Source organism: Streptomyces sp. NPDC003077, from assembly GCF_040611095.1.
GTDB lineage: Bacteria > Actinomycetota > Actinomycetes > Streptomycetales > Streptomycetaceae > Streptomyces.
On the sequence record NZ_JBEXNM010000050.1, the window covers coordinates 30,715 to 43,586 of the forward strand.

Sequence of the window (12,872 nt, forward strand, 5' to 3'; positions counted from 1 at the left end):
TCACCCCCATGCGGGGGAGGCCATCACCACCCATGCAGGGGGCATCACCGTTCGGGCACGGCGCCGCACGCCGGAGCGCGGAGCAGGCACGGAGACGGCGCCGCGTCAGACGCGGTCGATGTGGACGTTGGTCGACTTCACGCGGGCGGTGGCCCGCATCCCGACCTCCAGCCCCAGTTCCTCCACCGCTTCCCGGGTGAGCAGGGAGACCAGCCGGTGCGGCCCCGCCTGGATCTCCACCTGGGCCGCGACGTCGCCGAGCTTGATGGCCGTGACGATGCCGGGGAAGGCGTTGCGGACGGAGGTGACGGAGGCGTCCTCCTCACCGTTGCCGTTCCGCGCCAGTTCGGTCGAGAAGGCGGCCAGGTCACGGCCGTCGATCAGCCGGCGGCCGGTCTCGTCCCTGAGGGTGGGGATCTTCCCGGCGTCCGCCCAGCGGCGGGCCGTATCCGGACTCACGCCGAGCAGACGTGCCGCCTGACCGATGGTGTAGGACTGCATGTGCGGCACCGTAGGGCAGATCACCGCTCATCTGCAATTAATCAGGTGGAACACACCTGGCAGGTGCGAGGGGGCTTGGAGGAAGTGCCAAAGCGCTGGCTCGGACCTGTTCCCTGACCGAGGGTCTTGGTGTGCGCCATGACGGGCGTCGTCCCCGGCGTTGCCCTCACCGTGCGGTATGCCCCATGACGGGCATCGTCCCCGGTATGCCCCTTACGGCGCGGTGTACCGCCGCAGCGACTCCCCCAGCTCGGCGGCGAACGTGTCGTAACGGGAGCGGAGTTCGTCCCCCGGCCAGTCGGCGGGCAGCAACGGCTCGGGGAGCAGCGGGTCGGCGACGAGGTGGCGCAGCGCCGCCGCCGCGACCGTGAACCGCTCGGGCAGAGGGCCGTCCCCGGCCAGCGCATCGGACAGCGCGTGCGCGCGCCGGGCCCACCCGGCCAGGTCCCACAGGCCCCGCGCCAGTTCCGCCGGGTCTCCCTCCGGGGCGGCGGTGAACCAGGTGCACGAGCCGCTGACGACGGCGGGCCGGGCCCGGTCCAGGTTGGCCGGACGCAGCCACGTTCCTTCACGCAGTTCGGCGAGCCGCAGGTCGGACATCGCCTGGCGGAGCGCGGTGCGCTCGGCGGCGGGACGGCGTTCGGCGGTGACCACGGCGACCTCCCACTCCCCGCTCCAGTGGCGGACCCGGGGCGCACGGCTGTCGTCCTGGCGGGCCTGCCGCTCCCGCAGGCGGGCGGGGAGCGCGTACGCGCCGTCGTCGTACCGGAGGTCTCCCGCGGCGACCATCCGCGACAGGGCGACGCGGACGGTGCCCTCGGCGACGCCGAAGAGCTCGCCGACCCGGACCAGCGCCCGCGCGGGCAGCCGGGGCGGATGGTGGCCGAGCAACGTGCTCAACACGATGGAGCGCGCGGTGAGCGGCCGGAGCCCCAGGGACTCGCCGTCGTCCGGCGGCTCGTTCCCCCGGGCGAGCGCCCGCTCCGGGGCCGGTTCCCGCCCACTGCTCCGCGGCTGCTCCCGCCCGCTGTCCTTCAGCCGCCCGCCCACGTACCCCTCACCCTCTCCCCCGGCATCGCCTGTCCCCCTCCGCCCCGCCACTTTCGGGTGCACCCGAACCGGTACGGCCGGGGAGGGCTTCCGGCCGCGCGCCTCGCCGGTCCCGTTCCGTTCCGTCCGCTCGCGAGCTCCGTTCCACCGGCTCGCCGATCCCGTGCCGTCCACCGGCCGGTCCCATTCCGCCCGGGGGTCGCAGGTCCCGGCCCCGGACGGACCCGCGTCACCCGCCCGGAATCCTAGCCATTACAGCCTTTCCACGCCTGTCGGCTTTCTGTAACGTCCACCATATGACCGTCACCCACGGAGGCCGTCCGACCGGCCACATGACCGTCACTCCCGAAGGCCACCCGACCGGCCGCACCACCGTCACCCACGAAGTCCTCAACCAGGCGCCCCCGCTGACCGGTTTCAGCACCGCGGACGAACCGGCCCTCTTGGAGGCGCTGCGCCGCGAGGGCGCGGGCTGGGGCGAGCGGGAGCTGCGCGAACTCGGCGCGCTGGCCGGTACGGAAGCCGTGCGGGAGCAGGCCCGCATGGCGGAGGAACAGCCTCCTCGGCTGCGCACCCACGACCGGTTCGGGCACCGGATCGACGAGGTCGAATTCCATCCGGCGTGGCACCAGTTGATGACCGCCGCGGTCGAGAACGGCCTGCACGCCGCGCCTTGGGCGGACGCGCGGCCCGGCGCCCACCTGCTGCGCGCGGCCAAGTTCTACGTGTGGTCGCAGGCCGAGCCGGGCCACGGCTGCCCGATCTCCATGACGTATGCCGCCGTGCCCGCGCTGCGCGCCGCGCCCGAGCTGGCGGCGCGGTACGAACCGCTGCTGTCGGCCCGCACGTACGACTACGGCCTACGGCCCCCGCTGGACAAGGCCGGGCTGATCGCGGGCATGTCGATGACCGAGAAGCAGGGCGGTTCGGACGTCCGGGCCAACACCACCCGCGCGGTGCCCGCCGGCGACGGCACGTACCGGATCACCGGTCACAAGTGGTTCACCTCGGCGCCCATGAGTGACGTCTTCCTGCTGCTCGCCCAGACGGAGGAGGGGCCGAGCTGCTTCCTGCTTCCCCGCGTGCTGCCCGACGGCACCCGCAACCCGATGCACCTGATGCGCTTGAAGGACAAGCTGGGCAACCGTTCCAACGCGTCGGCGGAGATCGAGTACGACGGGGCGGTGGCCTGGCCGGTCGGTGAACCGGGGCGCGGGGTGCGGACCATCGTGGAGATGGTGAACATGACCCGGCTGGACTGCGTGCTCGGGTCGGCCGCCGGGATGCGGGCGGGCCTGCGGCAGGCGCTGCACCACACCGCGCACCGCCGGGCGTTCGGCCGCGCGCTCGCCGACCAGCCGCTGATGCGGGCCGTGCTGGCGGACCTGGCGATCGAGTCGGAGGCCGCCACGGTGCTGGGGCTGCGGCTGGCGGCTGCGGTGGACCGTTCGCTGGCCGGGGACGCCGCCGAGGCCGGGCTGCGCCGGCTGGGCCTGGCCGCCGGCAAGTACTGGGTGTGCAAGCGGGGCAGCACGCACGCGGCCGAGGCGCTGGAGTGCCTGGGCGGCAACGGGTACGTCGAGGAGTCCGGGATGCCGCGCATCTACCGGGAGGCGCCGCTGCTGTCCATCTGGGAGGGCTCGGGCAACGTCTCCGCGCTGGACGTGCTGCGCGTGCTGGCCAAGGAACCGGCCGCCCTCGACGCCTTCTTCGCCGAGGTGGACGCGGCGGCGGGCGCCGACCGCCATCTGGACGCCGCGGTCGCGGGGCTCCGCACGGCACTGGGGCACGCCACCGACCCTGAGCGGGCGCAGTTGATGGCCCGCACGCTGGCGGAACGCATGTCCCTGGTGCTCCAGGGCTCCCTGCTCGTCCGGCACAGCCACCCGGCGGTCGCCGACGCCTTCTGCGCCTCGCGGCTCGGCGGCGAGTGGGGGCACGCCTACGGCACGCTGCCGACCGGGGCCGATCTGACGGCCATCCTGGAGCGCGCCCAAACCACGTCACCTGAAGAGACGGCCCGAACCGCGTCCCCTGAAGGGACAGCCCGCGTCGCGCCCTCTGAAGAGACGGCCCGTATCGCGCCCTCCGAAAAGACGGCCCGGTGACCTCCGTACGCGTCGAGCGGGCCGGGCCGGTGACGACGGTGGTGCTGTCCCGGCCCGCCGCCCGCAACGCCGTGGACGCGGACACCGCCGCGCGGCTGGCCGACGCCTTCCGCGCGTTCGACCGGGACGAGGGGGCCCGCGCGGCGGTGCTGTGGGGCGAGGGCGGGACGTTCTGCGCGGGCGCCGACCTCAAGGCCGTCGCCGCCGGGCGCGGCAACCGCGTCGCCCCGGACGGGGACGGGCCGATGGGGCCGACCCGGATGCGGCTGGCCAAGCCGGTGATCGCGGCGGTGAGCGGCCACGCCGTCGCGGGCGGCCTGGAACTCGCCCTCTGGTGCGACCTGCGGGTCGCGGAGGAGGACGCGGTCTTCGGGGTGTTCTGCCGCCGCTGGGGCGTGCCGCTGATCGACGGCGGGACGGTACGGCTGCCCCGGATCGTCGGCACCGGCCGGGCGCTGGACATGATCCTGACCGGTCGGCCGGTTGCGGCCCCGGAGGCCCTGGACATGGGCCTGGTCAACCGGGTCGTGCCGCACGGCGAGGCCCGGGCGGAGGCCGAGCGGCTGGCGGCCGGGCTCGCCCGCCTGCCGCAGGCCTGCCTGCGCAGCGACCGGGCGGCCGTGCTGGAGCAGGAAGGGCTCCCGGAGGCCGAGGCGCTGGCGGTCGAGTTCCGGCACGGAAGCGGGGTGCTGGCGGAGGCGGCCGAGGGCGCGGCGCGGTTCAGTGCTGGAGCGGGTCGGCATGGGGCCGCGGACGAGTGAGGGACGCCAGCCATGCCCCCGCCTTGTTCCCCCAACCCCTCGGCCCGTCAGCCCCTCGGCCCGTCAGCCTCCCTCACTCCGCGAACGACCCGGTCACGACCTCGCCGGCCGGTTCGTACGTCCCCATCACGACGCCGCTCGCGAAGACCTCGTGGTGGACGAGTCGCAGACCGGCGGGCTGGGTGCCGTCCGCGAACAGGCGCTTGCCCGTCCCGAGGACGAGCGGGAAGATCCACAGGCGGTACTCGTCGATGAGGCCGTGCGGCAGCAGCGTCTGGATCAGGTCGGCGCTGCCGTGCACCTGGAGTTCCGGGCCGTCCTCCTGCTTGAGCGCCGCGATGCCCTCGACCACGTCCCCCTCGATCAGCACCGAATTGCTCCACGACAGCGCGGGGCGGCTCCGCGACGCGACGTACTTCGTGGCGTCGTTGAGCGGCTTGGCCTCGGCGGCGTCCCCGGCGTGCGGCCAGAAACCGGCGAAGATGTCGTAGGTCCGGCGTCCGAGGACGAGGGCGAACGGCCTGGACAGCGCCTCGATCATGAGCTGCTGCATCCGCTCGTCCCAGTAGGGCACCGTCCAGCCGCCGTGCGCGAAGCCACCGCTGACGTCCTCCCGCGGCGCGCCCGGGGCCTGCATGACCCCGTCGAGGGACAAGAAGGTGTTCACGGCGAGCTTCCTCATCTTCCGCGTCCTTCCGCTCGGGTTCTCCGCTTGGTGCGTGGTTGCGTTGTTAGCGGCAGCGTGGGGTGGGCGGAAGGGGCCCGGACGCGCGACACGCGAAAAGCGGACACGGCGTCTTCCCTTCCTGATCCCGGCGCTCATCGCCCTTCCGAACGACCGTTTTGATCGTTCTTCGCGCACCCTTGAGCGTTCGCGCCCCGTCGGGTTTCATACGGGCACGCCGCGTCCGTCGGCGCGCTCCCCCACCTCCCGTTACGGAGGCCCCATGACGCGTCCGTGGTCCCGCCGTTCCCTCCTGTTCACCGCTGTGCCCGTCCTCGTCGCCGCCACCCCGGGGCTCTCCGCCGCGGCTTCGGTCCGGCGGGCGCCCGGGCCCGACGCGTTCGCCGCCCTGCGTGCCAAGTGGCGCGGACTCCTGCTCGGCAGCGGGTTCGGCCCCACCGAACAGCCGTTCAAGGACCGGCTCGCCGCGCTCGGCGCCGAGGCCGCGCGGCTGCGCGCCGCCATGGCGCCGGTGCCGGGGTCGCTGTGGCCGGACGCGGTGTTCGCCGACCCCGAGCCGGACACCGATCCGGAGTCCTTCGCCCACTCGGAGAACCTGCAGCGCAGCTACGTCCGGCTGCGCACGATGGCCGAGGCGTACGCCCAGCCCGGTACCGGTCTGACGGGTGCCCCCGCGCTGGCCGAGGCGCTGCGCACCGGCCTGGACCACCTCTACGAGCAGGTCTACAACGAACGGACCACCCGCTACGGCAATTGGTACAACTGGCAGATCGGCGCGCCCCAGGCGCTGCTGGACGTCTGCGTCCTGCTGGACGGGGCGCTGCCCGCCGACCGGCTGACGCGCTACCTCGCGGCGGTGGACGCCTTCGTCCCCGACTCCGCCGTCGGCTCCTACACGGGCACCAGCACCGGCGCCAACCGCGTGGACCTGTGCCGGGTCCTCGCCCTGCGGGGCCTCCTCGGTGGCGTCGCCGCGAAGGTCGCACTGGCCCGCGACGCGCTCTCCCCGGTCTTCCCGTACGTCACCTCGGGTGACGGCCTCTACGCCGACGGGTCGATCGTGCAGCACACCTGGGTGCCGTACACCGGCTCGTACGGAGCGGTCCTGATCGACGGCCTGAGCAGGCTGTTCGCGCTGCTCGACGGCTCCCCGTGGGCCGTCGCCGACCCGAACCGGAGCGTCGTCCTGGACGCCGTCGAGCACGCGTACGCGCCGTTCCTCTTCAACGGCCTGATGATGGACGGCGTGTCCGGACGGGCCGTCAGCCGGGGCGTCTCGGCCTCCGGCCCGGCCTCGGTGCGCACCAGCGACCACACGCGCGGGCACCCGGTGATCGCCTCGATCCTGCTGCTCGGCGAGGGCGCGGACGAGGCGGCCCGGGCCCGCTGGCAGCGGCTGGCCAAGGGCTGGTTCCAGCGCGATCACTACGCCCCGGTGCTGGAGAACCCCACGCTGTCGATCGCGGCGCTCGCCCGCGTCAAGGGCGTGCTGGACGACGACGCCGTGACCGCCCTCCCCGAACCGATCGCCCACCGGCAGTTCCCCGGCATGGACCGGGTGACGCACCGCCGCCCCGGCTGGGCCGCGTCCCTGTCCATGGCCTCCCGGCGCATCACGTACTACGAGCACGGCAACGGCGAGAACGTCCGCGGCTGGCACACCGGCGCCGGAATGCTCTATTGGTGGGGCGATACGTTCGCCAACGGTCAGTACAGCGACGCGTTCTGGCCCACCGTGGACCCCTTGCGGCTGCCCGGCACCACCGTTTCGCGCAAGCCGCTCGCGGACGGCGAGGGCGGCGCCTGGGGTGTGCCCCGGCCGGACGCGGCCTGGGTGGGCGGCAGCGACGACGGCACGTACGGCTGCGCCGGGCAGCACCTCAAGGGGCTGTCGAGCACGCTCGAAGCCCGGAAGTCCTGGTTCTTCCTGAAGGACGCGGTGGTCTGCCTGGGCGCGGGCATCTCCGCCCGCGATGGTCGTCCGGTCGAAACGATCGTCGACAACCGCAACCTGGGCTCCTCCGGGCGTGCGGCCCTGACGATCGACGGGCGGCCACGCCCCACCGCCTACCCGTGGTCGGCCACGCTGCCCGGCGCCCGCTGGGCGCACCTGGCCGGGCACGCCGGGTACGTCTTCCCGGGCGGCACGACGTTGACGGCGCTCCGCGAGCGGCGCACCGGCGCGTGGCGGGATATCAACCAGGGCGGTTCGCCGGCCCCGATCGAACGCCGCTACCTGACCCTGCTCACCGGCCACGGCACCGATCCGGTCGCCGGTTCGTACGCGTACGTGCTGATGCCCGGGGCGAGCGCCGCCCGTACGGCGGCACGGGCGGCGGACACCCGCTGGCTGCGCGTCCTGGCCAACACCGCCGCGGTCCAGGCGGTGGCGGTGCCCTCGCTCGGCTTCGCCGGCGCCAATTTCTGGGAGGCGGGCACGGTCGGCGGCACCGCGGGGCCTCTCGCCGCCGGATCGCCCGACGGCGGATCACTCAATGCCGGATCGCCCGACGCCGGATCGCTCAATGCCGGATCGCTCGACGCCGGATCGCTCAGCGTCGACGGTCCCGCGAGCGTCATGGTGCGCGAGCGGGGTGACGGCACCGCCGTGGTGTGCGTCAGCGATCCGACGCGCTCCCGCACCGGTCTGCGGCTCACCTGGAGGCGCCCGGTGACCGCCGTCCTGGCCCGGCCCGCCACCCTCCTCACGGCGGCCACCGGCTCCCGGTTGTCCCTGACCTTCGGCGATCTCACCCGCACGGCGGGGGTGACCCAACGGGTCGTCGTACGGCTGGCTCAGGCGCACGGACCGGCCCGAGTACCTGCCGGTCCCTGACGCCGCGAGGCATTCCCAGGACGCGTACCGTCGGACGTACCGACCGCTGTACGAAAAGGCGTCCGCACACGCCCGGCGTACCACAAGGAGCAACCGCCATGACCGACGCGCCTCCGGGCCACGGCCCCGCCCTCACGTACGCCGAGGAAGGGGCCACCCGGCGCTCCCCGCTGCCGCCCGGTTACCACCACATCCATGAGGCGACGTGGATCGGGCACGGCCGGTCGGTGTTCGAGACCGCGGGCGAGGCGGTCACCGCCTTCCGGATGCACCGGGCGGCCGGGCTCCGGGTGAGCCCGGCCGGGGCGCGGGCGGTACCCGGCGCGGTGGTGGAGTGCGCGCTGGGCATCGGCCCGTTCCGCGTGACCGCGCCGTGCCGGGTGGTGTGGTCCGTGCACGAAGACGACCGCATCGGCTTCGCGTACGGGACGCTGCCGGGCCATCCGGAGTGCGGCGAGGAGTCGTTCGTGGTGACGCTGCGGGCGGACGGCTCGGTGTGGGTCACCGTCACGGCGTTCAGCCGACCGGGGCTCTGGTACACCCGGCTCGCCGGACCCGTGGGCCCGGCCTTCCAACGGGGCTACGCGCGCTACTACGGGAAGAGCCTGCGAAGGCTGGTGGGCGGCTGACTTGGTGGGCGGCTGATCCTGATGGTGCCGCCGGACGAGTGACCAGGTCGCCGAGCGTGACGACGGCTTTCACTCGCGCCCCGTCCCCACAGGGGCGCAGGCGCTCGCGCCGCGCCCGCACCGCCCGGCGCACGGCGTCGCCACCCGCCCGTCGTCCACGCGCACCGTGCACCCATCCGCCCGTGCACCCACCCGCCCGTCCGCCCGGACGAAGGAGGGCAACAACGCCCCCTCCCGGCCGTCCACCGGCCCCGCCACCCCACCGCGTGCCGCCCCAGCGGCGAAGTGCGCAGGTCGAACCCCCGGCCTATGGTGAGCCCAGGGTCGCTCGGCGGCTGAGATCCCCGCCGGCCGGCGACTCGCGACCGCTTCCGCCGCGCGGTTCCGGCACCCGGACGCGCGGTACGGGTGGCGACCCCGCCCCGGAAGCGGCCGACCCGCCTCTCCCGGGCCCGTACCGCCGGTCGCCCCCGGCAGCGCCCGCGACGGCGGGAACCACCGAACGGAGGGGCAGCGCGCCATGACGGAACGGGACGGCAGGCCGCCGGGCGGCGGCCACCCGAGCGGCCCCCGGCCGCCGGGTGAGCCACGCCCCGGGCAGCCCGCGCCCGGCACACCGCGCCCCGGCCGGTGGGACGGCGGCGCCCCTCGGCAGGGCGACCGCCCCTCCCCCGACCGTCCCCCGCACGGCCCCGAGCGCCGCCCCATCCCCCTTCAGGAGCGGCTGGTCCTCAACCGCATGGGCACCTTCGACTGGGACCTGGTCCGCGGCGTCATGGAGCTCGACGCCGGCGCGCTGGAGGTCTTCGACGTGACGGAGGACGAGTTCGACGGGTCACCGCTGTCCCTCTCCTCCCGGGTCGAGCCCGAGGACGGCCAGCGGCTGGACTCGGCGCTCTCCCGCGCGCTCCACGAGGAGTTGCCCACCTACGCGTCGTACTTCCTGGTCCACCGCCGGGACGGCTCCGCGCAGTGGTCGCACACCCAGGGCCGGGTGCTGCGGGACGAGCACGGCCGTCCGTACCGCGTCGTGGGCATCGTCCGGGAGGCGGCGGCCGAGCTGACCGACTCGCCGGTGCCGCGCGGGGTGCGCGAGGACCGGGAGCGGCGGACCGTGCTGGTGCAGCAGACGACCGCGGAGCTGTCCCGGGCGCTGTCCGTCGAGGACGTGACGCAGGTGCTGACCGGCATCGGCGGGGCCCGGCGGTTCGGTGCGGACGCGCTGATCCTGGGGCTGTCGGACCACCTGACCTTCCAGGTCATCGCCGCGACGGGGCTGCCCGCCGAGCCCCCGGACGAGGTGATGCGGGCCCCCATCGACCCCACGTACCCCCTGTCGGACGCCGTGCTGACGCGGCGCCCCTTCTTCGCCACCTCGCGGGACGAACTGCTCGACCGCTACCCGCGGCTGCGTCCGCACGCGAGCTGCCTGCCCGCGGGGGCCGCGGCCGTTCTGCCGCTGGTGGCGCAGGACCGGGTGGTGGGCGCGCTGGGCCTGTTCCACAACAAGCCGCGGGCGCCGTCGGTGGACAACCGCAACCTGGCGCTGGCGCTGGCGGGCGTGGTCGCGCAGTCGCTGCAACGGGCCATGCTCTTCGACCAGGAGCGCGAGTTCGCGCGGCAGCTCCAGGAGACGATGCTGCCGCGCCGGGTGGCCTCCGTGGCGGGCGGCCGGGTCGCGGTGCGCTACCACGCGGCGCGCACCGGCCGGGACATCGGCGGCGACTGGTACGACGTGATCCCGCTGCCGCAGGGCCGCATCGGCCTGGTCATCGGTGACGTGCAGGGCCACGACACCCACGCGGCGGCGGTGATGGGCCAGTTGCGCATCGCGCTGCGCGCGTACGCGACGGAGGGCCACACCCCGGAGACGGTGCTCGTCCGCGCCTCCCGCTTCCTGGCGGAGCTGGACACCGAGCGCTTCGCCACCTGCACCTACGTCCAGGCCGACCTGGAGTGCGGCGCGCTGTACGTGGCGCGGGCGGGCCACCTGGGGCCGATGATAAGCGACGGCGACGGGCGCTACGACTGGCCGGCCACCCGCGGCGGCCTGCCCCTGGGCCTGGCCTCCTCCTTCGGGCACGACCACTTCCCCGAGACACAGCTGTTCCTGGAGCCCGGTTCGACGCTGCTGCTGTGCACCGACGGCTTGGTGGAACGCCCCGGCGAGGACATCTCCGTCGGCATCAAGGCGCTGACCACCGCCGTCCAGAACGGCCCCGCGGACGTGGACGCGCTGGCCGACGAGCTGTCGGACGACCTGTGGGCGCGTTCCGGCTCGGACGACGACATGGCGCTGCTCCTGCTGCGCCGCTCGCCGTGCCCGGGCGAGAACGGCCAGCCCCGCCTGCGGCTGCGCGTCCACCAGGCCGACCCGGCGGGCGCGGCCGAGGTCCGTTCGGCACTGCGCCGGACGCTGGACCAGTGGCGGGCGGGCGAAGTGGCGTACGACATCGAGGTCGCGGCCACCGAACTGATCACCAACGCGCTGACCCACACCGAGAGCGGCGCGCTGGTGTGCATGGAGCTGATGGACTGCACGCCCCGCCGCATCCGGCTGGAGGTCGAGGACCGCTCCAGCGAACTCCCCCAGGTCCGCGCCCCGGGCGAGACCGCCACCTCCGGTCGCGGACTGCTCCTGGTGCAGGCGCTCTCGTCGGACTGGGGCGCGGAGCCGCGGGGCGCGGGCAAGGCGCTGTGGTGCGAGTTCGAGGTGCCGGACAACGGGGAGTGAGCGGGGGGCGCCTTATGGGCGGAGGGCGGGGGTGACGGCCCGGGGCTCACTTACGGGCGGGGCAGGCGCGGCGGCGGGCGTGACGGCCCGGGGCTCACCCGCCGCGACGAACGGCCGACGGCCCCGGCGCCTCCCCGAGCACCGCCGGCCGAGCACCGTCACGCTCCGTACCACACCGTCGTCACGTTGCAGAACTCCCGGATGCCGTGCGCGGACAGCTCGCGCCCGTAACCGGAGCGCTTGACGCCGCCGAACGGGAACGCCGGGTGGGAGGCCGTCATCCCGTTGAAGTAGACCCCGCCGGCCTCCAGGTCGCGCACCAGGCGCCCCTGCTCGGCCGTGTCCTGGGTCCAGGCGTTGGAACTGAGCCCGAAGGTGGTGTCGTTGGCGACCTCGATCGCCTCGTCCAGGTCCGCCACCCGGTAGACGGCGGCCACGGGGCCGAACGCCTCCTCGTGGTGGATGCGCATGTCCCGGGTGACGTCGGTCAGGACGGTGGGCTCGTAGAACCAGCCGGCTTTGAGGTCCGGTGGCCGCTGTCCGCCGCAGCGGGCCGTGGCGCCCCGGCGGACCGCGTCGTCGACCAGTTCCTCCAGGTCCGCGCGGCCCTGCTCACTGGCCAGCGGGCCGACGTCGGTGTCGCCGTGCATCGGGTCGCCCACCCGCAGCGCCGCCATCCGCTCGGTGAACCGCTCGGTGAAGGCGTCGTAGACGTCCGTGTGGACGATGAACCGTTTGGCGGCGATGCAGGACTGGCCGTTGTTCTGGACGCGCGCCGTGACGGCGGTGGACGCGGCCCGGTCGACGTCGGCCGAGGGCAGGACGAGGTAGGGGTCGCTGCCGCCCAGCTCCAGCACCGTCTTCTTGATCTCGTCCCCGGCGACGGCGGCGACCGAGCGCCCCGCGCCCTCGCTGCCGGTCAGCGTGGCCGCCGCCACCCGGCGGTCGCGCAGGATGTCCTCGATGGCGCTGGACCCCACCAGCAGGGTCTGGAAACAGCCCTCCGGATAGCCCGCCCGGTGGAACAGCCCCTCCAGGTAGAGGGCCGTCTGCGGCACGTTCGACGCGTGCTTGAGCAGGCCGACGTTCCCCGCCATCAGGGCGGGCGCGGCGAACCGCATCACCTGCCACAGCGGGAAGTTCCACGGCATCACCGCGAGGACCGGGCCCAGCGGCCGGTAGCGCACGTAGGCCCGTTCGGCGCCGGAGTCCTTGACGTCCTTGGGGTCGGGGTGCTCGTCGGCCAGCAGGTCCGCGGCGTGCTCCGCGTACCAGCGCATGGCCTTGACGCACTTGGCGGCCTCGGCGACGGCCGCGCCCAGCGGCTTGCCCATCTCGGTGGTCATGGTGCGGGCGATGTCGTCCTGGTCGGCCTCCAGCAGGTCCGCGGCCCGGCGCAGCAGTTCGTTGCGCTGGGCGAAGGACGTGCCGCGGTAGGCGCGGAACGCCTCCTCGGCCCGGGCCAGGCGGTCTTCGATCTTCCCCGCGTCGTACGCGTCGAAGGTCTTGAGCGTCTCGCCGGTGGCCGGGTTGACCGTGGCGATGGCCATGGGAGCACCTCCTGAGGG

9 protein-coding genes are annotated in these 12,872 nt (G+C 74.3%); 5 read left to right on the forward strand and 4 right to left on the reverse strand.

What is annotated here, in order from left to right; all coding sequences use genetic code 11:
* Positions 1–105: 105 nt before the first annotated feature.
* Positions 106–501: a helix-turn-helix transcriptional regulator gene (locus ABZX96_RS27420; protein WP_355549515.1), complete on the reverse strand. Its 396-nt coding sequence runs from the start codon at positions 499–501 to the stop codon at positions 106–108.
* A gap of 213 nt (positions 502–714) precedes the next feature.
* Positions 715–1,437, reverse strand: a complete 723-nt coding sequence (locus ABZX96_RS27425) for a PaaX family transcriptional regulator C-terminal domain-containing protein (protein ID WP_355549558.1) — start codon at positions 1,435–1,437, stop codon at positions 715–717.
* A 446-nt stretch (positions 1,438–1,883) separates the two neighbouring features.
* Here ABZX96_RS27425 and ABZX96_RS27430 point away from each other — a divergent pair, with 446 nt between their 5' ends.
* Both ABZX96_RS27430 and ABZX96_RS27435 read left to right on the forward strand, forming a co-directional pair.
* Positions 1,884–3,659 carry an acyl-CoA dehydrogenase family protein gene (locus tag ABZX96_RS27430; RefSeq protein WP_355549560.1) on the forward strand — a complete coding sequence of 592 codons (1,776 nt, stop codon included), beginning with the start codon at positions 1,884–1,886 and terminating at the stop codon, positions 3,657–3,659.
* Complete coding sequence (locus tag ABZX96_RS27435) at positions 3,656–4,420, forward strand: crotonase/enoyl-CoA hydratase family protein (RefSeq protein ID WP_355549517.1); 765 nt, start codon at positions 3,656–3,658, stop codon at positions 4,418–4,420. The genes ABZX96_RS27430 and ABZX96_RS27435 overlap by 4 nt, the downstream gene beginning before the upstream one ends.
* A gap of 73 nt (positions 4,421–4,493) precedes the next feature.
* Here the strand turns inward: ABZX96_RS27435 and ABZX96_RS27440 are convergent, their stop codons facing one another.
* On the reverse strand, positions 4,494–5,102 hold the full coding sequence (locus ABZX96_RS27440) for a dihydrofolate reductase family protein (RefSeq protein WP_355549519.1): 609 nt from the start codon (positions 5,100–5,102) through the stop codon (positions 4,494–4,496).
* A 265-nt stretch (positions 5,103–5,367) separates the two neighbouring features.
* Here ABZX96_RS27440 and ABZX96_RS27445 point away from each other — a divergent pair, with 265 nt between their 5' ends.
* From ABZX96_RS27445 to ABZX96_RS27455, 3 genes are all read left to right on the forward strand, one after another.
* Positions 5,368–7,941: a polysaccharide lyase 8 family protein gene (locus tag ABZX96_RS27445; protein WP_355549521.1), complete on the forward strand. Its 2,574-nt coding sequence runs from the start codon at positions 5,368–5,370 to the stop codon at positions 7,939–7,941.
* A gap of 98 nt (positions 7,942–8,039) precedes the next feature.
* Complete coding sequence (locus ABZX96_RS27450; protein ID WP_355549523.1) at positions 8,040–8,570, forward strand: DUF1990 domain-containing protein; 531 nt, start codon at positions 8,040–8,042, stop codon at positions 8,568–8,570.
* 520 nt (positions 8,571–9,090) lie between these two features.
* Positions 9,091–11,304, forward strand: coding sequence for a SpoIIE family protein phosphatase (locus ABZX96_RS27455; RefSeq protein ID WP_355549525.1), 2,214 nt, complete (start codon positions 9,091–9,093; stop codon positions 11,302–11,304).
* Between the two features lie 158 nt (positions 11,305–11,462).
* Here ABZX96_RS27455 and ABZX96_RS27460 read toward each other — a convergent pair whose 3' ends face one another.
* Positions 11,463–12,854: an NADP-dependent succinic semialdehyde dehydrogenase gene (locus ABZX96_RS27460; RefSeq protein ID WP_355549527.1), complete on the reverse strand. Its 1,392-nt coding sequence runs from the start codon at positions 12,852–12,854 to the stop codon at positions 11,463–11,465.
* Positions 12,855–12,872 lie beyond the last annotated feature (18 nt).

Excerpts from the sequence above, each read along its gene's own strand:
- ABZX96_RS27420 (WP_355549515.1), bottom strand. The coding sequence starts at position 501 with ATGCAGTCCTACACCATCGGTCAGGCGGCACGTCTGCTCGGCGTGAGT.
- ABZX96_RS27430 (WP_355549560.1), top strand. The coding sequence starts at position 1,884 with ATGACCGTCACTCCCGAAGGCCACCCGACCGGCCGCACCACCGTCACC.
- ABZX96_RS27440 (WP_355549519.1), bottom strand. The coding sequence starts at position 5,102 with ATGAGGAAGCTCGCCGTGAACACCTTCTTGTCCCTCGACGGGGTCATG.
- ABZX96_RS27445 (WP_355549521.1), top strand. The coding sequence starts at position 5,368 with ATGACGCGTCCGTGGTCCCGCCGTTCCCTCCTGTTCACCGCTGTGCCC.
- ABZX96_RS27450 (WP_355549523.1), top strand. The coding sequence starts at position 8,040 with ATGACCGACGCGCCTCCGGGCCACGGCCCCGCCCTCACGTACGCCGAG.
- ABZX96_RS27455 (WP_355549525.1), top strand. The coding sequence starts at position 9,091 with ATGACGGAACGGGACGGCAGGCCGCCGGGCGGCGGCCACCCGAGCGGC.
- ABZX96_RS27460 (WP_355549527.1), bottom strand. The coding sequence starts at position 12,854 with ATGGCCATCGCCACGGTCAACCCGGCCACCGGCGAGACGCTCAAGACC.